At 44.1% G+C, this 25,118-nt stretch carries 25 protein-coding genes and 7 tRNA genes; 2 read left to right on the top strand and 30 right to left on the bottom strand.

Annotated features, from left to right (window positions below):
* Window positions 1–6 precede the first annotated feature (6 nt).
* From E5329_RS06500 to E5329_RS06480, 5 genes are all read right to left on the bottom strand, one after another.
* Window positions 7–1,290, bottom strand: coding sequence for a dihydroorotase (locus E5329_RS06500; RefSeq protein ID WP_135988763.1), 1,284 nt, complete (start codon window positions 1,288–1,290; stop codon window positions 7–9).
* Between the two features lie 98 nt (window positions 1,291–1,388).
* Window positions 1,389–1,910: a DUF1653 domain-containing protein gene (locus tag E5329_RS06495; RefSeq protein WP_135988762.1), complete on the bottom strand. Its 522-nt coding sequence runs from the start codon at window positions 1,908–1,910 to the stop codon at window positions 1,389–1,391.
* 57 nt (window positions 1,911–1,967) lie between these two features.
* Window positions 1,968–2,513 carry a phosphatase PAP2 family protein gene (locus E5329_RS06490; protein WP_135988761.1) on the bottom strand — a complete coding sequence of 182 codons (546 nt, stop codon included), beginning with the start codon at window positions 2,511–2,513 and terminating at the stop codon, window positions 1,968–1,970.
* Between the two features lie 57 nt (window positions 2,514–2,570).
* The gene (locus E5329_RS06485; protein ID WP_135988760.1) at window positions 2,571–3,218 is read right to left on the bottom strand and encodes a potassium channel family protein; all 648 of its coding nucleotides are present in this window, start codon (window positions 3,216–3,218) and stop codon (window positions 2,571–2,573) included.
* 10 nt (window positions 3,219–3,228) lie between these two features.
* On the bottom strand, window positions 3,229–4,563 hold the full coding sequence (locus E5329_RS06480) for a TrkH family potassium uptake protein (protein ID WP_135988759.1): 1,335 nt from the start codon (window positions 4,561–4,563) through the stop codon (window positions 3,229–3,231).
* 247 nt (window positions 4,564–4,810) lie between these two features.
* On the opposite strand from E5329_RS06480, the gene E5329_RS06475 reads away from it, so the two are divergent.
* Complete coding sequence (locus tag E5329_RS06475) at window positions 4,811–5,173, top strand: VOC family protein (RefSeq protein ID WP_135988758.1); 363 nt, start codon at window positions 4,811–4,813, stop codon at window positions 5,171–5,173.
* A gap of 166 nt (window positions 5,174–5,339) precedes the next feature.
* Here the strand turns inward: E5329_RS06475 and E5329_RS06470 are convergent, their stop codons facing one another.
* From E5329_RS06470 to E5329_RS06420, 11 genes are all read right to left on the bottom strand, one after another.
* Window positions 5,340–6,671 (bottom strand): methyl-accepting chemotaxis protein, encoded by a 1,332-nt coding sequence (locus E5329_RS06470; protein WP_135988757.1) that lies wholly within the window; start codon window positions 6,669–6,671, stop codon window positions 5,340–5,342.
* A gap of 39 nt (window positions 6,672–6,710) precedes the next feature.
* A complete protein-coding gene (locus E5329_RS06465) occupies window positions 6,711–7,217 on the bottom strand; it encodes a chemotaxis protein CheW (RefSeq protein WP_135988756.1) in 507 nt (168 codons plus the stop codon).
* Window positions 7,218–7,220: 3 nt separating this feature from the next.
* Complete coding sequence (locus E5329_RS06460) at window positions 7,221–9,359, bottom strand: chemotaxis protein CheA (protein ID WP_135988755.1); 2,139 nt, start codon at window positions 9,357–9,359, stop codon at window positions 7,221–7,223.
* 57 nt (window positions 9,360–9,416) lie between these two features.
* Window positions 9,417–9,809 (bottom strand): response regulator, encoded by a 393-nt coding sequence (locus tag E5329_RS06455; protein ID WP_135988754.1) that lies wholly within the window; start codon window positions 9,807–9,809, stop codon window positions 9,417–9,419.
* 16 nt (window positions 9,810–9,825) lie between these two features.
* Window positions 9,826–10,848: a protein-glutamate methylesterase/protein-glutamine glutaminase gene (locus E5329_RS06450; RefSeq protein ID WP_135988753.1), complete on the bottom strand. Its 1,023-nt coding sequence runs from the start codon at window positions 10,846–10,848 to the stop codon at window positions 9,826–9,828.
* A gap of 24 nt (window positions 10,849–10,872) precedes the next feature.
* Window positions 10,873–11,676 carry a CheR family methyltransferase gene (locus E5329_RS06445; protein ID WP_135988752.1) on the bottom strand — a complete coding sequence of 268 codons (804 nt, stop codon included), beginning with the start codon at window positions 11,674–11,676 and terminating at the stop codon, window positions 10,873–10,875.
* Between the two features lie 94 nt (window positions 11,677–11,770).
* Window positions 11,771–12,856, bottom strand: coding sequence for a response regulator (locus E5329_RS06440; RefSeq protein ID WP_135988751.1), 1,086 nt, complete (start codon window positions 12,854–12,856; stop codon window positions 11,771–11,773).
* A 2-nt stretch (window positions 12,857–12,858) separates the two neighbouring features.
* Window positions 12,859–14,301, bottom strand: a complete 1,443-nt coding sequence (locus E5329_RS06435) for an ATP-binding protein (RefSeq protein WP_135988750.1) — start codon at window positions 14,299–14,301, stop codon at window positions 12,859–12,861.
* Window positions 14,302–14,544: 243 nt separating this feature from the next.
* Complete coding sequence (locus E5329_RS06430) at window positions 14,545–14,802, bottom strand: HPr family phosphocarrier protein (protein ID WP_135988749.1); 258 nt, start codon at window positions 14,800–14,802, stop codon at window positions 14,545–14,547.
* A gap of 29 nt (window positions 14,803–14,831) precedes the next feature.
* Entirely contained in the window at window positions 14,832–15,338 is a 507-nt protein-coding gene (locus E5329_RS06425) for a hypothetical protein (protein ID WP_135988748.1), read from the bottom strand.
* 718 nt (window positions 15,339–16,056) lie between these two features.
* The gene (locus tag E5329_RS06420) at window positions 16,057–16,587 is read right to left on the bottom strand and encodes a hypothetical protein (protein WP_275443078.1); all 531 of its coding nucleotides are present in this window, start codon (window positions 16,585–16,587) and stop codon (window positions 16,057–16,059) included.
* 684 nt (window positions 16,588–17,271) lie between these two features.
* Between E5329_RS06420 and E5329_RS06415 the strand changes: the two genes are divergently transcribed.
* Window positions 17,272–17,763 (top strand): IS110 family transposase, encoded by a 492-nt coding sequence (locus tag E5329_RS06415; protein ID WP_275443077.1) that lies wholly within the window; start codon window positions 17,272–17,274, stop codon window positions 17,761–17,763.
* A 538-nt stretch (window positions 17,764–18,301) separates the two neighbouring features.
* Here E5329_RS06415 and E5329_RS06410 read toward each other — a convergent pair.
* The 14 genes from E5329_RS06410 to E5329_RS06345 all read right to left on the bottom strand — a co-directional run bounded on the left by E5329_RS06410 (window position 18,302) and on the right by E5329_RS06345 (window position 25,008).
* Window positions 18,302–18,381 (bottom strand) — tRNA-Leu (locus tag E5329_RS06410).
* 59 nt (window positions 18,382–18,440) lie between these two features.
* Window positions 18,441–18,513 (bottom strand) — tRNA-Lys (locus E5329_RS06405).
* 8 nt (window positions 18,514–18,521) lie between these two features.
* Window positions 18,522–18,593, bottom strand: a tRNA-Gln gene (locus tag E5329_RS06400).
* 45 nt (window positions 18,594–18,638) lie between these two features.
* Window positions 18,639–18,712, bottom strand: a tRNA-His gene (locus tag E5329_RS06395).
* Window positions 18,713–18,748: 36 nt separating this feature from the next.
* Window positions 18,749–18,822 (bottom strand) — tRNA-Arg (locus E5329_RS06390).
* Window positions 18,823–18,826: 4 nt separating this feature from the next.
* Window positions 18,827–18,897: transfer RNA gene (locus E5329_RS06385), tRNA-Gly, on the bottom strand.
* A gap of 7 nt (window positions 18,898–18,904) precedes the next feature.
* A tRNA-Pro gene (locus tag E5329_RS06380) sits at window positions 18,905–18,979 on the bottom strand.
* 181 nt (window positions 18,980–19,160) lie between these two features.
* Window positions 19,161–19,643 (bottom strand): metallophosphoesterase family protein, encoded by a 483-nt coding sequence (locus E5329_RS06375; RefSeq protein ID WP_135988747.1) that lies wholly within the window; start codon window positions 19,641–19,643, stop codon window positions 19,161–19,163.
* Between the two features lie 9 nt (window positions 19,644–19,652).
* On the bottom strand, window positions 19,653–20,252 hold the full coding sequence (locus E5329_RS06370; RefSeq protein ID WP_135988746.1) for an XTP/dITP diphosphatase: 600 nt from the start codon (window positions 20,250–20,252) through the stop codon (window positions 19,653–19,655).
* 33 nt (window positions 20,253–20,285) lie between these two features.
* On the bottom strand, window positions 20,286–21,314 hold the full coding sequence (locus tag E5329_RS06365) for an N-acetylmuramoyl-L-alanine amidase (protein ID WP_135988745.1): 1,029 nt from the start codon (window positions 21,312–21,314) through the stop codon (window positions 20,286–20,288).
* An 87-nt stretch (window positions 21,315–21,401) separates the two neighbouring features.
* Window positions 21,402–23,111, bottom strand: a complete 1,710-nt coding sequence (locus tag E5329_RS06360; protein ID WP_275443076.1) for a lectin like domain-containing protein — start codon at window positions 23,109–23,111, stop codon at window positions 21,402–21,404.
* Window positions 23,108–24,289: a THUMP domain-containing class I SAM-dependent RNA methyltransferase gene (locus tag E5329_RS06355; protein WP_135988744.1), complete on the bottom strand. Its 1,182-nt coding sequence runs from the start codon at window positions 24,287–24,289 to the stop codon at window positions 23,108–23,110. The genes E5329_RS06360 and E5329_RS06355 overlap by 4 nt, the downstream gene beginning before the upstream one ends.
* Window positions 24,290–24,381: 92 nt before the next feature.
* Complete coding sequence (locus E5329_RS06350; RefSeq protein ID WP_135988743.1) at window positions 24,382–24,678, bottom strand: rhodanese-like domain-containing protein; 297 nt, start codon at window positions 24,676–24,678, stop codon at window positions 24,382–24,384.
* 102 nt (window positions 24,679–24,780) lie between these two features.
* Entirely contained in the window at window positions 24,781–25,008 is a 228-nt protein-coding gene (locus tag E5329_RS06345; RefSeq protein WP_135988742.1) for a hypothetical protein, read from the bottom strand.
* Between the last annotated feature and the right edge of the window lie 110 nt (window positions 25,009–25,118).

Below are 25,118 nucleotides of genomic sequence, written 5' to 3'. Positions count from 1 at the left end.
AAATTATCACTTTTCTGTTTTTTCGTATACTATTTTGCCTGCCACAATCGTTGCCATAACCATTCCTTTCACTTTCATTCCTGTAAAAGGCGTGTTTTTTCCTTTTGAACGGAAATCTGCCGGGTCAATCATGGATTCTCTGCTTGGATCAAAAATTACAAGATCCGCTGCTTTTCCCTCTTCTACCATGCCTTTGTCAAGACCCAGAATCTGAGCCGGATTATAACTCATTTTCTCAGCCATCTGCATAATGGTAAGCCATCCCTTGTCCACTAACTCTGTCATGGTTAACGCTGCTGCCGTCTCCAGGCCCACAATCCCAAAAGGCGCTTTTTTGATTCCCACTCCTTTTTCAATGGCCGTATGGGGGGCATGATCTGTGGCAATCACATCCATAATATCTGCTTTCAGCCCTTTTCGTAAAGCTTCCACATCCTCCCTGGTGCGCAAAGGAGGATTCATTTTATAATTGGCGTCATTTTCTTTCATATCGCTGCTTGTCAATATAAAATGATGCGGACAGACCTCCGCCGTCACGCGGATTCCTGCTTTCTTCGCCATTTCCACCATTTTCACACTGTCCTTTGTGGAACAGTGACACAGATGAAGGGCCGCGCCGGTCTCCTTCGACAGCAGAATATCCCTGGCTGCAATCGTATCCTCCACCGCATTGCTGATGCCTTTCAGCCGCATCTTCTCTGTGACATCATCCGCATTCACCACTCCGCCGTTTACCAGATTAATATCCTCACAATGGGCAAGCACCGGAATATCATACTTCACAGCAATGGTCATTGCCTCCCGGTACAATTGTGCGTCCATCACAGATTTCCCGTCTTCACTGATGGCAGGAATTCCTGCTTCCACCATTCCCTCAATATCTGACAGTTCTTCCCCCCGCTGGCCTTTGGTGACAGCGCCTGCCTGAAGCACCTGGGCCAGTCCTATATTTTTCGCCTTATTATGCACATAGTTCACCACATCTGCATTATCCACGACGGGCTTGGTATTTGGCATTGCCACCACAGTGGTAAAACCGCCGTGCACTGCCGCCCTTACGCCCGTATCCACGGTCTCTTTATGCTCCATTCCCGGATCACGCAGGTGCACGTGCATATCTATAAATCCCGGCATTACATAGCAATTCTTTGCATCAATCATGCGGTCAGCCTTAATTGTCTGCTTTGGAGCGATTTTTTTAATCACTCCGTCTTCCACAAGAACATCTGCTTTTACTTCCGTCCTGTCTCCCGGATTAATTACCGTTCCATTTTTAATTAAAAGCAACATACCTGTATCGAATCCTTTCTGAATTATAATTCATCTGAACCTTCTTTTGTATCTCTATTTTAGCATAGAAAAAAAGGAGGGGCAACCTCCTTTTCTTGTTATCGGGACGTTCGTTCTACCTCATATTTCTGAAAGGTGCACACACAGGTTTTCAGTTCCTCATAACGTTGATCTAACGGCCCCTCTTCAATGACCACATCCAACACAACCGCCATGTTATTAATCATCCTATCTGTAACGTCCTGACGCATATCCAATAAAATCTCATACTTTTCTTCCATGGTTCCTGCGTCAAAAAAGGCCATCATTTTCTCTTCCGCCGTACGCTCCGGCGCCAAAAACTTTTTCTGTTCTTTTGGGACATTTTCCTGCGCCTTTGTCTTAGTCAGTTCCGCCAGCTGAAAGCGGTAATCCTGCCGGGCGTCCGGATACTTTTCTTTATCTACCGGACTGACAAACATTTCAAGGGGCCTTGCATACGTCTGGAATTCACCGTACAGTGCCTGATAAATGACTAGTTCCTCCCCTGTTTCCGAGTGCTTTGCAACAGTAAGCACCTGATATAATTTCTCTTTAAAATGTAAATAAAATTCTCCCGGTCTGGGATTTCCCTGGGGCATAGCTTTTCCTCTTTTCTTAATTCCGCTATCGCTGTTCTGAAATCAGAACAGCTGCGCTTATGATATTGTCAGTTTCTCATTCTTATCCCTGGTAAGCCGCAGAGCGCAGACCGCAGCCAGTACCCCTATCCCTGCACCGCAGATCACATCCGAGGGATAGTGGACGCCCACATACAGTCTGGACAGGCAAATCAGCACCGCCAGCGCCATTGCAGGAATCCCCATTTTCCGCGGCGTCCTGCAAAACATCACTGCAGCAGCCGCCATGGAACTGGTGGAATGTCCGGAGGGGAACGACCAATCCATAGCCGTTACCAGCGCATCCAGCTCTGGTATCATAACATAGGGTCTTGGGCGGCATACCCAGTTCTTCAGCAGCACGTTTGTCAAAAGAAATCCCAACAGCAGCGAGATTGCCATGGAAATTCCGGCTTTCTGATATTTCTTCTGTATCATAAGCAGCGCCGTAAGCAGTATCCATACAGCTCCTGCATTTCCAAGGCTGGTGAGAAACAAAACAATGGGGTTCAGCCATTCAAAACGTAAAAATTCCTGGATAAACAGCAAAATCCTGCCGTCAAGCTCCGCAATAAATTGCAACATCCTTTTTCTTCCTTTATCCTTCGTATATTATATGACAAATTCTGGCAGATTAGTCCTTTACAAACGCTTCAAGATCCCTTTGATGTCTTTATTCTCACCAATGATCATCAAATGTTCGTCCTTCTGGAACACATGATCTGCACTTGGGAGCAGACTACTCTTCCCATTCTGCTTAATGCTCAGAATATTGGCATTGTATTTCACGCGGAAATTCATTTCTTTGATAGATTTTCCAATCCACTCATCCAAGGGTTGTATCTCATAAATGGAATACTCTCCAAACTCCAGATAATCATACACATGATTTGCGCTGACCTTCACTGCCATGCGCTTTGCAATATCTCTGTCAGGATAAACTACCTCGTCCGCTCCGTTTCTCAGAAGGAATTTCGCCTGAATATCTCTGGTGGCCTTGCTGATTACACAGGCTGCGCCTAACTCTTTCAACAAACTGGTAATTTCCAGGCTGCTCTGAAAATTCGTCCCAATACACACGAAGCAGATATCAAAGTTGCCGACGCCGAAGCTGCGCAATACCTCTTCTTTGGTACAGTCTGCAATTTTCGCACTGGTGACAATGGGCAGAATATCCTCCAGTTTTTCTTCCACCTGATCTACCGCCATCACATCGTTGCCGTTTTTTACCAGATTTTCACATAAATGCTTCCCGAATCTTCCGATTCCGATTACCAGAATTGATTTCATCCTCTTCCTCCTATCCGATTGTAATCCGCTCTATGGGTAATTGCACCAGCGACCCCTGTTTTTTCTCCGTAAATGACAGGGCAAATGACATACTTCCAATTCTCCCGCTATACATCAGTAAAATCAGCAGATATTTGGACCATATTGTAATGTCTCTGGTAATTCCCGTTGAAATTCCCACTGTCCCGATTGCGGAAAACGTCTCCATCAAAATATCTGACAGCGGCAAGCTTTGTTCCAATCCGCTCATCAGTAAAGCTGAAACAGCGGCCAGCAGCAAATTGATAAAAAATACGGTGCTGGCTTTTTTAACGGAATCCTCATCCAGCCTTCTTCCAAAAATATTAAGTCCCCGCTTATTCCTCAGATTAGACCATATATACAGAAGTATCACCATCATCGTAGTGGTTTTCACTCCTCCCGCTGTGGAGCCCGGGCTTCCTCCGATAAACATCAAAACCACTGTCAAAAGCCTTGTCCCTTCCGAATACGCCCCGGTATCCACAGTGTTGAACCCAGCCGTCCGGGGAGTTACTGCACCGAAAACAGAGGAAAGGATCTGCCCTTTCGCATCCATGCCTGCCAGAAGATTTTCCCGCTCAAACAGATAGAAGCATAGGCTTCCCCCCAGAATCAGCGCCAACGTCATCATAAGGACAATCTTTGTATGCAGCAAATATTTGTTCACTTTCCATTTATGAACGGAAATATCATCCCACACAATAAAGCCGATTCCCCCGATAATAATCAACAGCATGATTACAACATTTACCAGCATGTCATCATAATATCTGATCAGGGAACCATAAGGTTCAAACTGCCCCATCAGATCAAATCCGGCGTTGCAGAATGCGGAAACCGAATGGAAAATTCCGTACCAGATTCCCTTTGCCCAACCAAATTCCGGGATAAAACGTATCATTAAAAGCAAAGCGCCTGTTCCCTCAATAACGATACTGTAGCAGACTATTTTCCTTACCAGACGCACGGTTCCGCCAATCTGAAGCGTATTGACGCTTTCCTGAATCAGATTCCGTTCCTTCAGCCCGATTCTCCGCTTCAGAAAAATGGCGAAAAACACCCCGATACTGATAAACCCCAATCCGCCCACCTGTATCAGCAGAAGAATCACTATCTGCCCAAACAGCGTCCAGTTGGTATAAGTATCCACTGTCACCAATCCCGTTACGCAGGTGCTGCTGGTGGCCGTAAACAGCGCATTTAAAAATCCTACGCTTTCCCCGTTTCTGGAAGCAGCCGGCAGCAGCAGCAAAATTGTTCCCGCCGCAATAATCAATAAAAATCCCAGGGCAATGGTCTGTACCCTGCTGAGTCTTCGCGTCATCTTGTCTCCTTCTTTCCTCCTCTAAACCCTGAATATCATTATATCCAAAGTACGGCTGGTATACAATGGAAAAAATATTAATTTTATATAAAAGTTGTAAAAGCATGCATGATTTATGCCACAGTTCATCTTTACACCTATCTCATCCTTTGATATAATACTAATTATTAATTTTCAGAAGCTCAATTATCAAACAATACATAGGAAGTAACTGATGATCTGCCAAATAATCTTGAGGAGGATGTAAATGAAACTGAAAAATATCCTGATCGTGGTGAAAGATATAGAAAAATCAAAACAATTTTATTATGACCTGTTCGGACTTACTCCTATCCTTGACAATGATGGAAATATGATTCTGACAGAGGGCCTTGTCCTCCAGGAGGAATCTATCTGGAAAAATTTCATTGAAAAAGAAATTATCCCACAGAACAATTCCTGCGAATTGTATTTCGAAGAACGTGATATTGAAGCTTTTGTACAAAAGCTGGAAGAACTCTATCCAACGGTCACCTATGTCAATAAACTGATGGAACACAGCTGGGGTCAGAAGGTGGTTCGGTTCTATGATCCGGATGGTAATCTGATTGAAGTTGGAACTCCTGTATAATCAGGAAACGGAAGATTTTCCACAATATATATTGTGATTCTCTCTAGGTCGCAACCATATATTGTGTATAAATTTCATTTCCTGGCAACCCCCTTATAAAAAAACTGCCCCTGGAAAGAAATCTTCTTCCTGGGGCAGTTTTTCTGTCGTCACTGATATTCTTCTTTTAATATTTTCCAAAATCACCTTCCAAAGAGATAATCTTCTCATTCTCTTCCGGCTCATGATAGCTATTGGCATCCGACATGCTGCCAAATGAATTATCAGAATTCTTCAGCTTGTAATTGCCTACCAAACGACGCAATGTCGCTGCCTGATTTGACAATTCTTCGCTGGCAGCCGCACATTCCTCACTGGTTGCTGAGTTGGTCTGGGTTACCTGGGATACCTGGTTAATCGCCTGATCAATCTGGGTTACCGCGGTAGCCTGGTCATTGGAAGCTACTGCAATACTGTGGGTTAATTCCACCACCTGCTCAATCTTGTTCATAATTTCAGACAGAGAACCGCTGGTCTCTTCTGCCAGTTTTGAACCAAGCACAACCTTATGAATAGAATCTTCAATCATTTCTGCTGTTTCGCTGGCTGCAGATGCACTCTTTCCTGCAAGATTTCTTACTTCTTCTGCCACTACTGCAAAGCCTTTGCCGTGGATACCTGCTCTTGCCGCCTCAACTGCTGCATTCAATGCAAGAATATTTGTCTGGAATGCGATATCGTCAATAACCTTGATAATCTTGGAAATATTTTCGGAGGATTCGTTGATATCTGTCATCGCTCCCATCATTTCCGTCATACTGTCATTGATGACAACAGCTTCTTTGCCCATGTGCTCTACCAAATCATTGGCTTCATTAATCTGTTCGGTATTTACCTTGGTTCTCTCTGCAATCTCATTCATGGAAGCCGTAATTTCCTGGGTAGCGCTTGCCTGCTCGGTTGCTCCCTGCGCAAGAGCCTGGCTTGCATCCGATACCTGTTCAGAGCCTACTGTTACCTGCATGGTGGATTCCCGGATATCAGAAAGCATTCTGTTGTTTTCTCTGATAATATCATCCAATGCATTGCCCAGTACGTCTTTTTCGCCATTAACTTTCACATCCGCTGTCAAATCTCCCTGAGCAATCATCTTGGAAATTTCACCCTGGTATTTGATATTGTCGATAATATTCTGGAATTCATCCACTACTTCGCCGAATTCATCGTCTTTATATTTGGTTAATGTATAATTGGCATTTCCTGCCGCAATTTCTCTGGCCGCATTGATCAGAAGATCCAGAGATTTGCGGATATCCCGCATAATGGTAACAGACATAGTCACACTGAAAATCAGTGAAACCACTGTCAGCCCCAGTACAATCACTTCCTGAATCAACGTCTCAGTGCCAGTACCCATACCGGCCAAAAGCCGGTAGCTTATCACTCCCAATGTCAGAATCAGCAGGAAAATAATTCCAAATCCTACATACAGCCGTGTTCTTATTTTTACATTTTTCATTCTTCAAGTCCTCCTTCATGTATCCACCTGTTACAGATTTTATTCCATTGCAGCCGGTTCTTCATCGCTGATAAGTTTTTCCGGGCTTAATAATAACTTCACCTCATCTGCCACCCTTACCAGGCCGATCACATATTTGTCTTTTCCATAACTGGTTTGATTCAACGATGGAGGCGGAATAATATCTTTCTCATCAATGGTAATCACATCCGCAATCTGCTCTACGATCAGTCCTACCATTGTTCCCTTTACATCAATCACAATAATGCAGGTACGGTCCATGTACTCAAATGGCTCCTGCTTAAAACGTATTTTTACGTCAATTACCGGTATAATTTTTCCCCGGATATTAATCAGACCTTTAATATAATCTTCCACTTCCGGAACCGGGGTAATCACCTGGGTACTGATAATCTCATTTACATACTCAATAGCAATCCCATAACACTCATCCCCAATCCGGAATGTCATAAACATACCTTTTTGTGAATCATCTTCTTCCAGATCATCCAGTTCATCCAATACATCCATCAATTCTTCTGCCATGGCCTAACTACTCCTTTCCTGTCCGGCAATCAACCCTGCAATATCCAGAATCAACGCAATGCTTCCATCCCCAAGCTGGGTGCATCCGGAAAGTCCCTGCACCTTTTTGATGTAGGAAGGAATCGGTTTTACTACAATCTCCTGTTCTGCAATTAGCTGGTCAATAAATACACCGATATATTTATTCTCATGTTCCAGTACCACTACAATACCTTCTTCAATATCTGTATTGGAGCCTGGCAGATGATACATTTCATTCAGCCTGATAAACGGATAGCACTCGCCCCGGAGCATCACATACTCTTCTCCGTCCGGCTCTCTTACGATTGTATCTTTATTGATTCTTACGAATTCTTTTACCGCATTTGTCTCAATCACAAATGTGGAATTCCCCACCTGCATTACAATTCCATTGATAATTGCCAGCGTCAGAGGAATCTTCATAATCATTTCAGAACCGGCGCCTTCCATACTGTCAATTTCCAGCTTGCCGCCGATTGCCTGTATATTCTTCACTACCACATCCATTCCCACGCCGCGGCCGGAATACTCCGTCACCTGCTCCTTGGTGGAAAATCCTGCAAACGTGATGAACTGATAGATCTCCTTATCTGTAAAATCAGACATGGGACGATTGCCGATCAGCCCGTTATTTCTGGCTTTGTTATAAAGGACTTCTTTATTCAGACCTTTTCCGTCGTCTCTTACGATAATATATACCTTGCCGCCTTCATTCTTGGCTTCCAGAGTAATTTTGCCCCGGGGATTCTTGCCTGCGGCAATACGGTCCTCTTTTTCTTCAATTCCATGATCCACGGAATTACGGATTAAATGCATCAGAGGATCGGAAATATGTTCAATAATATTTTTATCCACTTCCGTATTCTCACCGATCACTTCCAGTTCAATATCTTTTCCAAGCTTTCTGGAAACATCGAATACAATACGGTTCATTTTCTGGAAGGTATTGGTCAGCGGCATCATACGCATGGACATAATTACGTCCTGCAACTCTGTGGTAATCTTGGCAAGCTGACCGGACGCCTTCTGGAAATTGGTCAAATCCAGTCCCGGAACCTTCAAATCCGGATTCTGCAGCACCACCGCCTCGGAAATAACAAGCTCTCCAATCATATCCATCAATGCATCCATTTTTTCCACATTGACACTGATATAAGTCTGCTTGGGAGAAGGTTTGGGCTGATTTTTTACCAGTTTCTTTCCCTTGCCGGTTTCTTTTCCTTTGATGACATAATCTCCCGGCGCAGGTTCCTTTTTCTCTTCCTTCTTGCCGGCGTCCTTTTTCTCCTTATCATCCATTTCAATGATAATCGGTTCCGGCCCGTGATCATGGAAACCCATTTCAAATTCCTGCTGGGTGCAGTCATTGATTTCCACCCGTTCCATGCCGGAAGTATCGCCAATGGCACTTAAAATTTCCTCTCTGCTGCACTGGCACTTAATCAGCATATGGAACCCATCCTCCAGGATGACTGTTCCGCTGTCCTCATTGGAAATAATGTCGTCCGGCATATATTCCATATCGTCGGTAATCTCTTTCAGAGAATATACTGCTGTATATGCCCGGATATTGCACATCTGGGTATCGCTTCTGTAGTAAATGGACGCTTTATAATATTTATAGCTTTCGCTGCCGGTAGGCGCAATATAGAACTGACTGGGCTCCACATAAGTATTTTCCGGCGGAAGCTCATTCCCCTTTTCTTCAATGCCTGACTTGATTCTTTTCAGAAATTTATCAATTTCCTCCACAATCTTCGTCTCGTCTCCGTCCGGCGTCTCACCGTCCTTAATCTTATCCAGCTCTCCTGTAATAAAATCAGCTACATCAAGGACATGATCCACCAGTTCCAGATGCGGAACATTCTCCGGATGTGACTCTCTTAAATAATAAAATACGTCTTCTAATTTGTGGGCTACCTTCGTGATGTTTTCATACATCATAATCCCGGAAGAGCCCTTTATGGTATGCATGACACGGAAGATTTCATTGATAGAGGTTTCATCAAAGCAATCTTCATCTTTCTTTTCCAACACAGTATTCTGTAATGTCTCAAGCAGCTGTTCACTCTCATACAGAAACATATCCAGCATACTGTCTGTATTAAAATCTTCTGCCATTTTCCTGCCTCCCTTCTTCCTGGTAGTACTTTTTGTAAATATGTTCAGCCATTGTCATCATATCAATTCCAATTTCTTCAGAATCATTTCAAATTTTTCCAGGTCTATCGGTTTACCGGAGTACACCGTACAGCCCATTTCAAATGCTTTTTTCACATTTCTTTCTTCATTCAATGCAGTGGTCATAATAATTTTTGCGCTGTCTTTTCCCTGGATTCCCCGTTCCTTCTCAATGTCACGGATTGCTTTCAGCGCCTGATAACCATCCAGCACCGGCATCATAACATCCAGACAAATCAAATCATAAGGTTCTCCATCCTCCAATGCCATCAAAAAGGCATCCACCGCTTCTTCTCCATCCACGGTTATGTCACAGTCTCCGTATTTCTCCAGATAATTTGTCATAAATTTACGGCTGGCGAAATCATCCTCTGCCAGTAATATTTTCATATCCCTGTTCTCCTTTCTAGTTTGCCTTTAATACACTGTATACTTTATTTGCTATATTTGAAAGCTCCGTCTGATACTTCACTGCTCCAATATCAAACGCAACTTTAGGCATACCATACACAACACAGCTTGCTTCATCCTGGCCGATGGTAATTGCTCCGGCTTTGCGCATCTCCAAAAGCCCTTTGGCGCCGTCTCCGCCCATTCCGGTCAGAATCACGCCCACTGCCTCTTTCCCGGCCGCTTTGGCCACAGACTGAAACAGCACATCCACGGACGGACAATGCCCGCTGACTTTCGCTCCATGCTTGCATTCTACCTGATACATTCCATTTACTTTCACCAGACGCATCTGCTTATCCCCCGGCGCAATCAATACCTGCCCCGGCAAAACCCGGTCTCCCGTTGACGCTTCCTTTACTACCACCTGGCACTGATTATTCAGCCTGTTGGCATACATCTGTGTGAAGCCCGGCGGCATATGCTGCACAATCACAACTCCCGGAATATCTTTCCGGAACTGGCGCACCACATCATATATGGCTTCCGTTCCGCCAGTAGAAGCCCCAATGGCAATCACCATATTGCTCTTTACGCTGGACGCGCCGTTTACTGGAAATGCTTCCGCCCGTTTCAGCCTTCCAACCTTCACCGTTGACGCAATCTTTATCTTTGTTCCCAGTTCCTTCCGCAAAAAAGAACTGACTTTGTCCCGTTCCACTGTATTGGGCTTACATACAAAATCCACTGCGCCCGCTTCCATTGCGTCAAAAACTTTCTCATCCATTGCGCTGATTACAACCACCGGCAGCGGATACTGGGGCAGCAATTTTCTTAAAAATTCAATTCCGCCCATTCTGGGCATCTCCACATCCAAGGTCATTACATCTGGACGGTACTTCAAAATCGCATCCCGGGCTGCATAGGCGTCTCCTGCCTGGGCAACTACTTCGATACTTGGATCTTCACTCAGGCTCTGCACCAACAGATTACGAAACAGCAATGAATCATCTACCACTAACACTCTGATTTTGCGCATCCTGTTTACCTGCTTTCTTCATACTTATTTCCGATAGATAGACGGCTCTACATATTGAAACTTCAACCCTTTCCTATCAACAGCTTCCGTTGTTCCCACAAACAGATATCCTCCCGGCTCCAGGAAATCATACACTCTGGAGAGAAGCTGGCGCTTGGTGGCCTCATCAAAGTAAATCATTACATTTCTCATGAAAACCACATGAAATTTCTTATGGAAAGGAAATTTATTCATCAAATTAAACTGCCGAAAAATCACTTCCCCCCTTAATTCCTTCGTGACCTGATATTCCAGATCATTCACCTTTTTAAAATAGCGCTTCTTCCAGCTCTCAGGCAAAGGTTCTATCTGTTCCTTCAAATATTTCCCTCGCTGGGCTTTTTCCAGAACTTTGGTGGAAATATCGGTGGCAAGCACTCTGGTATCCCATCGATTGGGTTCTGGTCCAAAATAATCTCTCAGCACCATGGCTATGGTATATGGCTCTTCTCCTGTGGACGACGCAGCCGACCAAATTCTTACGTCCCTGGCAGACGCCTCTTTCACCTTAATCTGCGGAAGTATCACTTTCTTCATATAATCCAAATGTTCAAACTCACGCATAAAATATGTATGGTTGGTGGTCAGTACATTAATCAGGTTCCGCGCTTCCTCTCCTTTTGGATTATTCTCCACCTTTGTCATGTAATCATCATATCCGCTGTAGCCATTCCGCAAAAGATAATTTTCCATTCTCCCATTTACCAGGATTTGCTTTCCGCTGAGATCTATTCCATACTTTTGCTTTACATAAACTGCGATCCGATGAAATTCCTGTTCCGTAATCATAGTAACTTACTCCTATCACATAAACTTCTATCAGATATTTACTCCATATTATCTATGGTACTATATTCGCCTTTATTTGTCAATTCCGTTACCGCTATCCTTCTTCATGATGAAGCTGTTTCTGAACCTTTAAAAAGACATCTACAATCTCCGGATCAAAAAAGGTTCCGCTGCCTTCTTCCATAATTCTAAGAATTTCTGCCTTGTTTCCGCTGTCTTCTCCATGTTTTTTTTCCAGCAAATCATCATAAACATCTACAATGGCGGTAATTCTTGCCGATAATGGTATATTTTTCCCATGAATTCCTTTCGGATATCCAGTTCCATCCCATTTCGCATAACGGAAACGGGCAATTTCAATTGCCATAGGCAAAAAGCTGTTTTCAGATGTACTGGCATACACTTTCTCTAAAATTGCCGTTCCCTGCTGCACATGACGCTCTAAAATATCCGCTCTTTCAGGCTCGAAAGAATCTCCTTCCACCTGAATCCTGCAGGGAGTCTGAATCTTTCCAATATCGTGCAGCCGGGAAGCCACCTCAATGGTATCAATAAAAGCCTCTGATATTTCTTCGGAATATCCCGGGCTAAACTGAAGACTTTGAGCCAGCAAACGACAATTATACGCCACATTTTCCAGATGATGGACTGAACTTGCTCCCTTTTCTTCACTCAAAGCAGCCAGGGCGTAAAGAATATTTTTCTGTTCTTCCTCTATTCTTCTGGCCTGGCTGCTGATTACACTGTGCAGCCGGCGGTTGCTTAATTCCAGTTCCTGCTGCATCTCATAAAGCTTCAAGTGGTTCTTTACACGCATGGTAACTTCCGTTACTTCAAAGGGTTTTCCAATATAATCCACTGCGCCCAGCTTAAAGCCCCTTACCTTATCTTCACTGGAATCGGCCGCTGAAATAAAAATAATTGGAATATCCCTGGTAATGGGATTTTCCTTTAACCGTTCACAGAATTCATATCCGTCCATTTCCGGCATAAACACATCCAGAAGAATCAACTGGGGCAGCCGCTCTGTGATCAGCTTTGCAGCTTCACCGGCGCTGCCTGCACATCTTGGTTCATATCCCATTTCCAAAATAATATTCTCCAGAATCATCAGATTTGCATCTACATCATCCACAATCAAAATCTGGGGCACTGTACCGGCTCTTTCCATACTTTCCATACTCACATTCCTCCGATGTTTTCCTCAAATATCTTTTTCAGGTTATTATATTGCTCTACCGCCTTGTCATATTTTTCCTTCCGGACGTTCATTTCAAGCCGAAACGCTGCTTTTTTCACCTCCTGAGGGGCTTCCTCCAGCAGCGCCTTGATATTATGCGAAAAAGTTTCCGCCTTATCCCATGCCCCTACCTCCATGCAGATAATCAGCTTCTCCATCTTGCTGCGCAGTTCTTTTTCATTTTCCTCCGTTCCGAAATGGAAGATCTCTCCAATTTCATCAGGCTGAGATATATCTTGATTCTGGTTGATAAATTCAAACTGTTCTCGGACACTATGCTCTTCTTTCTTATTCTGAGCCACATGAAGCCGCACAGAGTACGAAAAGCTGCTTCCCTTCCCTTTCTCACTGTCCAGATGGATGCTGCCCTGCATCAATTCCACCAGCTGCTTGGTGATAGAAAGCCCCAATCCGGTGCCGCCGTATTTTCTGGTTATCGAGGCGTCCACCTGAGAAAAACTCTTAAACAACTTGTCTTTTTCCTCTTGGGAAATTCCAATCCCTGTATCGGAAACCACAAAGAACAATTCGATTTCATCGTCAAATTGCACTGTCTTCGTTACTTCTATATTAATGTATCCTACACTGGTAAACTTTACCGCATTAGATAAAAGATTGTTGAGAATCTGTGTCAGGCGCAGTTCATCTCCAATCAAAAATTCAGGAATTGACTTATCAATATTTACCATAATATGTAAGCCTTTCGCATCAATTGCAGTAATATTCGTCTCTACGGTATGATTAATCATCTGGTAAAAATTAAATTCCTTCTGCTCCAGTGTAAATTTTCCCGCCTCCAGCTTGGAAAAATCCAAAATATTATTGATAATGGCCGACATATTCTCACAGCAGCGAAGAATAATATCCAGTGTCCGCTTCTGCTCCCCGGTAACGCCCGCCTCCAGCAAATTCGTCACATGCCCTCGAATTCCGTTCACCGGCGTGCGCAGTTCATGGGTAACATTCGCCACAAATTCATTCCGTACCTTGATGGTTTCTTCCATCTCTTCTTTCATCCGAACCAGCTTCCGCTCTGTTTCAATCCTTTTGGCAATATTAATTGCAAAAAGCAGATTCTGCTCCCCTTCTACAATTGTGGTCATACGTACTGGAAAACATGTGCCGTTCTTCCGGTACATCATGCCGTCTCTCATGGCAGACATTGCATCCAGCAGCATCCCTTCCTCGTACTTCTCCTGCTGCAATTCTGCGGGAAACAGGGCAGGAAGGCTAACCTGCGTCAATTCTTCCCCATATCCCAAATCGGTCTTAGCCCGACTATTGCCGTACAATATCTTCCCATCCCGATCAAATTTCAATATGATCTCTAAAGCCACATCTGCAAATCGAAAAGAATCCTCTTTCCGAAGCGTCTCCTGTTCCATAGCTTCTGCTCCTTCCCCATGGCTCCTTTGCCATTTTTCTTTATTTTTAGTATACTTTCTTCAATTTTTCGTGTCAAGTAAAAAACCAGGGCTTTTGAAAGGATTCAAACTTTCAAAAACCCTGGCTCCATAAAGATAACAGTCGTAAAATTTTCATGCTATTAATTCTGCTTCTCTTCCCCTTTCTGATAGGACAATGGAAGCACAATCACTTCCCTCAGCTCCCAAGAACTTTTCATATATTTACAAATTATTTTCAAAAAAATCTTTTATTCCTTCACATGCAATCACCTCATCCGCGCCATTTATTTCTATTTCCACTGAATCACCGCATTTCACCCTAAGCCCAATAACAGCCAGCGGCTCTGTTACTGTCACAGATTTCGAATCCTTTGCCATCTTGATTTCGCTTTCATATTTCCATGCTTCTTTTGCCAAACGCCCTGCCGGTTTCAAATGAATTCCCTTTTTCCCCTTAATCACATATCTAAATTTATGCATATCTTTCTCCTTAGAGTACTAACGCTCCGTCAAAAATCTCCATAAAGAATGCCTTTTGGCGTATACCACTCAAACTTCTTTTGTTCCCCATCAATTTCCCAGCATGCCGGACACGCCGTATCTTCCCAGTCTAATGGTTTTGCCGGTTCATGATATTCAGCGGCTGTTTTCATATAAGACTTTAATTCTTCCTCTTCCTCCTCTGACGGAAGTCCCGGCTCTACAGAAAGAAACAACGACGTGCCGCTATGTGCCAACAATTTTGTCCACTGACGGTTCCATTTCCATCCTATCTTTTCCGTGAACCCAACACAATCCGCATCTATATCAAAGAAAATCCCATGCTGCGGCATCCGGAATGCTAAAGCGTTTACTCCATTGCGCCTTGTTAAGTCCCAATGCAATCCGCTTGTATCGTCTCCTGTCCGATGCAAATGCATCATTCCTGCGCCAAGATGCCCAATTGTATTACAACCCAAAATCAAACATCCATACTCTTTTGCCACACTATATATTCTTTCATAAAAAATCTCCATTCCGCCGCCTTTCAGTTGGCGGCACAAATAGTAATGAAAGTGGTTCACACCTTCAAGTTTTCGTGTTATAATAGATTCAATTTTATAAGGCATTCCCGGCATCAATGTCAGATGCACCCACCCATTTGTTGTTGATGTGCAGGTGCGCCCCTTTTATCAAGGTGGGAATACTCTTATTTAGGTTCACGGTGTGAGCCTTGTTTTTGTGTCTATTTCACGTTTTTGGCTTAATTTACTCTCTTTCACACTATCCTCTGATAATTTCCGCCGTTGTCTTTCCGGCATCATAAAAAGCCCAATCTGCATCCGCCACAAAGGGCTGCATTTCAAATCCCCATTTTCCCTTTGACATATATTTTATCGTTGTCTCCCATACAGATGCAAAACCGTAATAAATCCACTAAATCACGAACTTTAAAAAATAAAAATATTTAGAGCATTTTCATTACAATAAAAAATCCGCAGGATGGTCTTTCATACACTATCCTGCGAATTCCTATATCGGTTTGTCAATAACACTCGTATTCATTTTTGATATGGCTATCCATAACATGCCTAAATGCGTAAATTACCCAAAATATTACATCCTTAAAGATAAGACAGAACACATGTTATGTTCTGCCTGTTATATAAGTCTTAATCATTTATCAAAAGATTCTTTTCTTCCGCAATTTCTCTAACTTCCTGTTCTGATAACTGCAAAATAATTGATGTTTGCTTAATGCTTTTTGTAGTTTTGAGTGCATTGACTATCATTTTTTCTTCTCCACGTTTTTCTCCAATTTTCTGGTTCTCCTGGTAACGTCATATACTCATGCCTCCATCCCCTGTTTTTCTTTGCTTCTTCTACGGCTTCTTCCAATTTCTTTACATAAGAATCTCCTGCTTCCTTTCCCGCCACATAATCCAGAAATGCTTTTAACTCTTTACTGACATCATCCAATGTTCCTTTTGCATTCAGGAATATCTTTACTGCTTTATCTCCCATTGAAACGCTGTTATCCTCTTTATCATCCTTTACATACACATCCAGCCTAACACCATGGGCATCCATATTTGGCTTAATATTTTTCTGCAATTCTGGATATTCAACGCGGTCTATCTCCAAACCTGGCAGAATCCTTTGCAATAATTCTTTGCACAGTTCCGGGTTCTGCATGACCTTCCCAAACAGGAAATCATTAGATATGCTTAATTCTTCCCAATTTGTTTGTGTTGTTTCTATATTCCCTATTTGTTCTGTCCTCATACTTTTTATCTCCTTTTACCTGCCTTCTTCCACTTTTGCTGGAAAGCCCTGCATATCCTGTAAACCCTGCAGCATTCTTTGGTTCTATTATACACAGTAATCCGGCAAATTACAACAATCGTAAAATCTGTCCCTTTCCATTTTATCCATAGCTTTCCATCCTCGTATAATAAGTTTATAGCCAGTTAGGACAGGCTATAGACTTATTCTTTTTTTGTGATATGGATGCAGGATGATTTCTAGGAGGACTCCCTCCCCATCCCTTCCCATCTATACAGTTAATAGCCACCAGTCTCAGCTCTTTCTACATAGATGTGAGGATATTCTGATGGAGGTCTGGAAGGGTTCTCCCTTTCTCCCATAATGCTGGCGCATCCTGTCTCATCTATAAGCTTGTCACTTACTACTTTTTACCAGAGCGTCCCGCGCTATAATGGTTCCCAGTGGAACCTGGGCTAAGGCACTGCTTCGTCCCTCCTGCAAAGCATCCGCTATCGCTTAGAAAGCATGCAGCCCGCACCGCCACCTTGACTGCTTACACAAATGCTGCACCGCCAGGTCTAGCCCCCAGCAGGGTATTTCTCCTGGACCAGCGCTGATAACGCAAGGTTGCAGCTGGTGCCCCGGGCCGGGATAAGCTTTGGCCCCTGTTCCCAATCCTTACCGGAAAGGTGGTGATTACACATGAAGAAGATAAAAATCGATTACCTGTCAACGCTTTTTGTGGGGATTGATATCGGTTCCCACACGAACGTTATCTCTGCACTTAACTTTGACCAGGATTTCCTGATCAGGATGGTTCCCGTGGCTAACGCACAGGGCGGCGCAGTGCAGATGAAGGAAATGATTGCCCAGGCGCTTTCACAGCACCACGAATTCCGGGCTGTTGTCATCGGCCTGGAATCCACAGGTTTTTACGGCGTCCATATCGCCAATTACCTCTCCATCTCCGAAAAGCTGGCCCCTTTTTCCACAAAGGTCTACTGCCTCAACCCCTATGAGGTAAATCAGTGCAAAAAATCCTTCAATTCCCTTGACAAGAACGATGGCATTGATTCCTTTATCATCGCTGATTTCGCAAGGGTCGGGCATATACATACCGAACCCTGGCGGGGCGCGCAATACCTTGCCCTCAGCGGCTTACCAGACACAGGCTCCACATCACGGAATGTATAGCCAGGGAGAAGACCTACATGCTCAACAACATTTTCCTTAAGTTCAGTGAATTTGCCATGCTGGACAAAGAAGAGCATTCGAAGCCGCCGGGAGCGTGATACAGCACTGCCCGGAATACAAAGCTTTTTATGACAAGAAATTTGCTGAGGTAAGAACCCATCAGCACAAACGTGCACTCGCGTTGACTTCCCGTAAATTGATACGCATGCTTTTTGGACTGCTGGCCATATTCCTGCTACTTTTATGTTATTTCGTGTCTAAGAATTCACTAATCTTCCTTAATAACCAGTAAGATATCATGCCCTTTTATATTGAGCATAATCCCATCATCTCCACGGTTAAAAAAATCCCTTTTTTCTTCAGTTTCAGGCTGCATGAAACGCTCTATCATTTCTAGCAAAACTGCAAATTATCCTTTAGCTATTATTTTAGCAACCTGATTTTTCCACAGTTCTGCCCGTTGCTGTAAAAATTGCTGCCAAACACAAAAAAGCCAGGGCTTCCGAGGTATCCTAACCCCTCAGAAGCCCTGGTTCCATGCGGATGACAGGAATCGAACCTGCACGGTCTCCCACCAGATCCTAAGTCTGGCGCGTCTGCCAGTTCCGCCACATCCGCCTGTATTCATAGAGAAAATCGGGAATCCCTGAAAACAGGAATTCCCATTCATAGTTCAATGAGACATCGGGGATTCGAACCCCGGACAACTTGATTAAAAGTCAAGTGCTCTACCATCTGAGCTAATATCCCATATGTAACTGGGCTAGCTGGATTCGAACCAGCGAATGCAGGAGTCAAAGTCCTGTGCCTTACCGCTTGGCGATAGCCCATCAATTTGGGCGCGTACTCTGCAGACAGCCCCTAAATTAAGAAAAGGTGGATACAGGGATTCGAACCCTGGGCCTCCAGAGCCACAATCTGGCGCGCTAACCAACTGCGCTATACCCACCATATATTCAACAGATTCATCTGAGAATCTGTAAAATGTGCTCGAAGGGATTCGAACCCCCGACCCACGGCTTAGAAGGCCGTTGCTCTATCCAGCTGAGCTACGAACACACGAAGCGGGTGATGGGAATCGAACCCACGTATCCAGCTTGGAAGGCTGGTGTTCTACCATTGAACTACACCCGCACAGAGATCGGGGTGACAGGATTCGAACCTGCGACCTCCTGGTCCCAAACCAGGCGCTCTAGCCAAGCTGAGCCACACCCCGGCGGTCAATCTCTGCGTCAACCGTAACGCAAGTTATATTATATGCGAAACATTTCCAAATGTCAACAACTTTTTTCCCTTTTTTTCTATTAATGTTTTTCACACCCAATTTACTGCAGATATTCGATACAGGAAAGCGCCTTCCTGAAATCTGATTTCCTGCCTGCTGCCCTAAAATCCCTTTACTGCAGATATTCAATATAATAATGGGCCTCTCCTTTCCCATCAATCTCCATGATGGCATAAGAAGGGCGCCGGCCCTCCTGCCTTGGATAGGACACACTTCCGGGATTTAAAGTGACAATTCCCCTGCTGTAATCCAAAAGCGGACGGTGTGTATGCCCGAACATCACAACATCCATTCCTCTTCCCACAGCTTCTTTTTTCAGATCCTCCACGCCCATAGAAACATAATAATAATGCCCATGGGTAATCAGCGCCTTATACTTTCCGATCTGAAGCTCTTTTTCCCGATCCAGATCAGAAAAAAAATCATTATTTCCCAAAACAATTTCCATAGGACATCCTGCCAGTTCTGCCAGATAGTCTTCGTATCCTTCAGAATCCCCCAAATGTATCATCAGGTCGATATCCGTTTCCCGTTCCAGAATTCTTTTCAAATTGTCATGCTTCTTATGTGTGTCGCTTACAATCAATATTCTCATAACCCATCCCTATCTGCCTGCTAACTTTTCTCTCATGGCACGAAGCGCTTTTCCCCGGTGGCTCATCTGGTTCTTTTTCTCCCTGGACAACTGAGCGGTAGAACAATGATACTCATCTACATAAAAAATAGGATCATAGCCGAAACCATTTTTTCCGGCAGGCTCCCAACCGATATATCCTTCTATGGTTCCTCTGGTAATGCAGGAAGATCCATCCGGAAAAACTGCTGCAATTGCGCAGACAAACCTTGCAGTCCGCTGTTCCTTCGGCACTCCTTCTAACCGATCTATAATATTCTGATTTTTAATATCATAAGAGGTGTCTTCCCCCATATACCTTGCGGAATAAATTCCTGGCTCTTTATTCAGATAGTCCACCTCCAGCCCGGAATCATCTGCCAGCACCACCGCATTTTCATCTTGAAGGTCTTTTGCCAGCGCAGAGGCTTTAATCATAGCATTTTCCTCAAAGGTATTTCCATCCTCTGTAATGTCAAGATCAATTCCTATTTCTTTCATAGAAAGAATTTCCATACAGGAATCTGACAAAATTTCCCGGATTTCCCGTATTTTTTCCTGATTTCCTGTAGCAAATATTACTTTCTCCATCTTCCGTTTTCCTCCCTGATTCTATTCCATCACTTAATATCCTTCATCCAATGCCCGCATAATAGCATTGTAGATTCCCTGAGCCGCAAGTTTCTGATACTCCGCGGAATTCAGCTTATTTAATTCCGCCTGATTTGTCATAAATCCCACTTCAATCAGGGCTGCCGGAACTTCGTTATTCCGGATAATATATATCCCGTTGCCATGGGTCAGCCCGTTATTTTTGCTGCCCATAGAGCCAGTAATTTCCTCAAGGCAGATCTCTGCAAGATGCTTGCTGCTGAACCCCTCGCCGTCTTTCTCCTCGTCGTACATCACCTCTGTACCATTATAATCAGACATCTGTCCGTCTGTGGTAGAATTGCTGTGAACGCTGATGAAGAAATTTGCCCTGACCTTCCCGCCAAGCTGCGCCCGCTGCTCAAAGGTAGGATTAATGTCTTCTGTTCTGGTATAATATACGCCCAGGTTCCTGTCATTTTCGTCCAGAAGCTTTTTCAGTTCCAGCACAATGGACAAATTAATGTCTTTCTCCATAATTCCCTGCTTGATTGCCCCTGGAGCGCCTCCGCCATGGCCGGCGTCAATCACCACTACCTTATCATACACCTGTCTGGGCGTCAGAAAATTCACATACAAATAGCCGTTTTTCACTACAGTATTCACCTCATAAACCGCATCCATAGTAATCTCTATCACACCGTTTTCCATATACAGGTCGTTAATATAATCACTTCTGCCCAACAGAGGATGCTCCCGGAAATAATCTTTTTCCACCTCCGGAATCTGAATGGTGATCAGCTGCTTCACATAATCATTTTCAATCACAATCTTATCTTCCGTCATTCCTGCCGGAAGCTCTAATCGAAGCTGCTGACGGAAGGCAATGTCCTCCTCTTCTTCCGCCTGCTCGGTATAATAAGCAAGCATCTGAAGCTCTGACATCTGTTCCCGCTTCGCCTCTCTTTTATTCACCACAGAAAATTGTCCTAAAATAAGAACCGCTCCTGCTATCATCAGAGTAAAAACCGCTGATGACGCCTTCAGTATTTTTTCTTCCATATTTTTTCTTCCATTATTCTTATCGCCTCTTTTGTCTGGTCCCGCCGCCTGTTATCTCCATCGCCCTGTAAAACAGACCAATGAGTGCTATTGGACGTTCTGGGAATAAACCTTCAGGCACAGATTACAGTCCTGCTTATCCTCTGCGCTTTCCCATTTCTTGCCTCCAGAACTGATATAGCCCTGCCCGTCTGACAAATCCACATTTTCTGTCATTTCATCTGCTGCATATTCAATAGCCATGGGATGCACCGAACCTGGAGTTGTGATGCGGAGCACTATCGCAAATTTTTCTCCCTGTTCCACCTGACATTCCTTCTCAAATTTCACCGTATAATAACCCGGATTTGTCAGAACTCCGCTTGCCACCTTCACTCGTTCTTCCAAAGAATCTGTATTTTCAAAATTATTTACCACATACAGCTCATAAGAAGTTTCTTTTCCGGTAGCGTAAAATCCTGCCGCACGCAGCGTTTCCGCTGAACGGGCCGTATATACATTTGCCCCGTAAACACTTTCTCTATTATACCCCAGCTGCCCCACCCAGCCGCATAAATCCGACTGATAAATCTGGTCATAATTATCTGTCTCTTCAATTCCTGTGTAAATAACGCCATGGGTTCCGATGTTTACATCATAATAAGAAACGTAAAATACGCCTTTCTCTCCAAATTCCTCTCCCCAGCTATTCTGGCAAAGAAACGCTCCGTCATCCTCCACTTCCATATTAAAGTTTTCTTTGGGATATGTGTCATCCCAGCCAATAATCATAATTTCATGGTTGGGCTTCTCTGCACCTGCATAGCAATAGGCATAGGTTTCGCTGTTATAATAAGGAGAATAGGAGCCGGAATCATCCAAGGCGCTGTAAATAGCCGTCTGCACCCCACCGTACTTAAACACAGATTCCTTGATCTTTTCAAAATCTTTACCATCCAGAAGCTGGATTTCCTGTACATGCTTCACCGGCTCAAGCCCTTCTGCTGAAATGCCGTCCCCGTAGGGATCATCCTTCTCATTTACCGGTCCCTGCCAGGCGGCAAGATAGGCCATTCCCATGGTATATTCCCCGCCCTCCGCCTGTTTGCGCACAAAACCGTTCTGCAATGTCATATGATCCGGCGACAGCTCCCAGTTTTCCTCAGGCAACAGAATTGACTCCATGGCGGATAGCGCCGCGAAAGCCCAGCAGGTTCCATAAGGGCCCTGATTCTTTATTTTCGGCGCCCGCTGCCTGTCCCGCAAATCATACTGAAGAGGCAGGATGCCGCTTTCTTTTGCCGTATCAATCGCTATAGCCTGGTTTTTGTCAATATTCCAATTATAATTAAAATTCAGTTTTTCCGCCACTGTTTTTGCCGCTACATAGTATTCTCCATCCTCATAAATCATAGGCGATGCAATTTTTTCCTTTTTGCCATTCACCTTTACATTCTCATCTTCTAACTGAAAAGCGATGACATCGGAACGTTTCTCCAATACCAGCTTCTGCTTCTCATATAAATGAGCGCTGCAGTTAAAACTGTCTCCCAAGGCAGAAAGAGGGAGCATAAGGTTCAGGTTCTGATCCATAAAAATTCCATGCTCCTTATTGGTCAGTTCCCGGTTATCCACAAGAAGCGTCAGTGTCTGCTTATTGATGCTTTCCGCAATCAGAGGGTTCCATATTTCTTCCTCCAGCCTTGCGCCCCGAAAGCGTTCCACCTTCTCGCTCCTTCCGCTGTAACCGGCAAACTGAACAATCACCGCAAGCATAAGAATTACGGCCATCACTATGTATTTTCCTGACTTTCTCACCTGTCCACCTCTTCCTCTGCGGACTGGGGACGCCTGTTTCGTTTCGGCGGCTTGGGTCCCTGGAACTGGTAAAAGTAAGTTTTCAGCATTCCATTATAAATTTTACGGTTCTTGTCGGCTTTTCTTCCCATACATTTCTCGGTATCTTCATAACTGGTAAGCAGATAGGCGGACCAGCTGTCTAACCGCCGAACGGCTTCTCCGATTTCTCTGTAAAGTCCCGGAAGCGCCTCCTTCTCTTCCATCCGCTCTCCATAGGGCGGGTTGCAGATGACAAATCCATATTTTTTCGGATGGTTCAGCTGGTCAACCGGACGTTGCTGAAAATGTATCAATTCCTCCACTCCTGCCCGTCTGGCATTGTCCCTGGCCGCTTTCACCACTTCCTTATCAATATCGTATCCCTGAATATCCGCTTTGATTTGCCGGTTGATCAGGTCTTCTGCTTCTTCCACTCCTTCATACCACAATTTATGCGGTATCAGGTTCTCCCACCCCTCTGCTTTAAACTCCCGGTTCATTCCCGGCGCAATATTGGCCGCCATCATAGCCGCCTCGATGGGAAAAGTTCCGCTGCCGCAAAAGGGATCTACAAGAATCCGATCCTTCTTCCAGGGGGTCAGCATAATTAATGCCGCCGCCAGTGTCTCCGCAACAGGCGCTTTGCTTGTCATAAGCCGGTATCCTCTTTTGTGGAGAGAGTTCCCGGAGGCGTCAATCCCCAGAGTCACTTCATTCTTCATCAGAAACAGGCGCAGTGGATATTCTGCACCGGACTCCGGAAACCATTCCACATGATATTTTCCCTTTAACCGCTCCACCATTGCCTTTTTCACAATGGACTGTATGTCAGAAGGACTGAATAGTTTACTCTTAATGGAAGACGCTTTGGCAACCCAGAATCTGCCGTCTTTCGGAATATAATCTTCCCAGGGGATGCTTTTGATTCCCTGAAACAGCTCTTCAAATGTTTCCGCATGGAACTGCCCCACCTTCAGCAGCACCCGCTCTGCAGTGCGAAGGAAAATATTGGCGCGGCATATGGCCTCCGCATCTCCCTCAAAAGTCACTCTTCCATCCTCTACCTTAGTAATTTCATATCCCAGATCATATATTTCTCTTTTTAAAACCGCCTCCAGGCCAAAATGGCAGGGCGCAATCAATTCAAATGTTTTCATTTCTGTCTCCGTTTGCTTCTTTCACTTCCATAATAAATAGCCGGAAGGTTCTAAGAATATATTATCTTCTCACCTTCCGGCTGTCAATCATTTTATTGTTTTTGCAGTACAGTATTCATTCCGCCTACCAGCGTTGCTGTCCGGTAGCCGTCCCGGCTCAGTTCCTTTGCCGCCATCAGGCTGCTGGAACCCCTGTCGCAATATAAGAGGTACAGTTTATCTTTTGGCAGATATTTCCGAAACATTTCCAGTTCTTCATAAGGTATATTTCTGGCTCCTTCCACATGAACCTCTTCAAATTCTTCTTTGCTGCGCAAATCTATCACCCAGGCGTCAGGACGTCTGCGGTATTCATTAAATTCCCGGATACCAATCGTCTGAAACTCCATAATCTCACCCCTTAAACAGAGTATAAAACAGATTACCGGAAATCACTTTCCGGTAATCTGTTTCTACATTATTATACTATGCAGTTTTCTTCCTTTTGTCAATTATCTCTCGTAAGAATCATGGCAATTGGAGCCGCTCTCATTGCTTGCCTTATTGCTGGACTTGTTCTGAGAAGAAGAATTCTTTGTGCTGTTCTGAGAATATGCATTCTTTGTGCTGTTCTGAGAATATGCATTCTTTGTGCTGTTCTGAGAAGTTGTATTCTTCATGCTTCCGGCTTCATTGGTTCCGTTTGTGCTTTTGTTCTGCATATTGCTGTTTTTTGCCATTTTTATTTTCCTCCTAAATCTTTACTGCTTTCATAGTATCTGATAAAGGCGCTTTTTTTATTCAAAAATTCAAGCCAAAAATTTTTTTAAATTTTTTTCATTTTCCTCTT

Origin of the sequence: Petralouisia muris, from assembly GCF_004793545.1 — a bacterium.
Taxonomy (GTDB): Bacteria; Bacillota; Clostridia; order Lachnospirales; family Lachnospiraceae; genus Petralouisia; species Petralouisia muris.
This window is presented reverse-complemented; position numbering and strand designations above follow the sequence as displayed.

Bases quoted from the DNA above. Each gene is read 5' to 3' on its own strand.
- E5329_RS06500 (WP_135988763.1), bottom strand. From the start codon at position 1,290: ATGTTGCTTTTAATTAAAAATGGAACGGTAATTAATCCGGGAGACAGG.
- E5329_RS06495 (WP_135988762.1), bottom strand. From the start codon at position 1,910: ATGCCCCAGGGAAATCCCAGACCGGGAGAATTTTATTTACATTTTAAA.
- E5329_RS06490 (WP_135988761.1), bottom strand. From the start codon at position 2,513: ATGTTGCAATTTATTGCGGAGCTTGACGGCAGGATTTTGCTGTTTATC.
- E5329_RS06485 (WP_135988760.1), bottom strand. From the start codon at position 3,218: ATGAAATCAATTCTGGTAATCGGAATCGGAAGATTCGGGAAGCATTTA.
- E5329_RS06480 (WP_135988759.1), bottom strand. From the start codon at position 4,563: ATGACGCGAAGACTCAGCAGGGTACAGACCATTGCCCTGGGATTTTTA.
- E5329_RS06475 (WP_135988758.1), top strand. From the start codon at position 4,811: ATGAAACTGAAAAATATCCTGATCGTGGTGAAAGATATAGAAAAATCA.
- E5329_RS06470 (WP_135988757.1), bottom strand. From the start codon at position 6,671: ATGAAAAATGTAAAAATAAGAACACGGCTGTATGTAGGATTTGGAATT.
- E5329_RS06465 (WP_135988756.1), bottom strand. From the start codon at position 7,217: ATGGCAGAAGAATTGATGGATGTATTGGATGAACTGGATGATCTGGAA.
- E5329_RS06460 (WP_135988755.1), bottom strand. From the start codon at position 9,359: ATGGCAGAAGATTTTAATACAGACAGTATGCTGGATATGTTTCTGTAT.
- E5329_RS06455 (WP_135988754.1), bottom strand. From the start codon at position 9,809: ATGAAAATATTACTGGCAGAGGATGATTTCGCCAGCCGTAAATTTATG.
- E5329_RS06450 (WP_135988753.1), bottom strand. From the start codon at position 10,848: ATGCGCAAAATCAGAGTGTTAGTGGTAGATGATTCATTGCTGTTTCGT.
- E5329_RS06445 (WP_135988752.1), bottom strand. From the start codon at position 11,676: ATGATTACGGAACAGGAATTTCATCGGATCGCAGTTTATGTAAAGCAA.
- E5329_RS06440 (WP_135988751.1), bottom strand. From the start codon at position 12,856: ATGGAAAGTATGGAAAGAGCCGGTACAGTGCCCCAGATTTTGATTGTG.
- E5329_RS06435 (WP_135988750.1), bottom strand. From the start codon at position 14,301: ATGGAACAGGAGACGCTTCGGAAAGAGGATTCTTTTCGATTTGCAGAT.
- E5329_RS06430 (WP_135988749.1), bottom strand. From the start codon at position 14,802: ATGCATAAATTTAGATATGTGATTAAGGGGAAAAAGGGAATTCATTTG.
- E5329_RS06425 (WP_135988748.1), bottom strand. From the start codon at position 15,338: ATGGAGATTTTTTATGAAAGAATATATAGTGTGGCAAAAGAGTATGGA.
- E5329_RS06420 (WP_275443078.1), bottom strand. From the start codon at position 16,587: ATGAGGACAGAACAAATAGGGAATATAGAAACAACACAAACAAATTGG.
- E5329_RS06415 (WP_275443077.1), top strand. From the start codon at position 17,272: ATGAAGAAGATAAAAATCGATTACCTGTCAACGCTTTTTGTGGGGATT.
- E5329_RS06375 (WP_135988747.1), bottom strand. From the start codon at position 19,643: ATGAGAATATTGATTGTAAGCGACACACATAAGAAGCATGACAATTTG.
- E5329_RS06370 (WP_135988746.1), bottom strand. From the start codon at position 20,252: ATGGAGAAAGTAATATTTGCTACAGGAAATCAGGAAAAAATACGGGAA.
- E5329_RS06365 (WP_135988745.1), bottom strand. From the start codon at position 21,314: ATGGAAGAAAAAATACTGAAGGCGTCATCAGCGGTTTTTACTCTGATG.
- E5329_RS06355 (WP_135988744.1), bottom strand. From the start codon at position 24,289: ATGAAAACATTTGAATTGATTGCGCCCTGCCATTTTGGCCTGGAGGCG.
- E5329_RS06350 (WP_135988743.1), bottom strand. From the start codon at position 24,678: ATGGAGTTTCAGACGATTGGTATCCGGGAATTTAATGAATACCGCAGA.
- E5329_RS06345 (WP_135988742.1), bottom strand. From the start codon at position 25,008: ATGGCAAAAAACAGCAATATGCAGAACAAAAGCACAAACGGAACCAAT.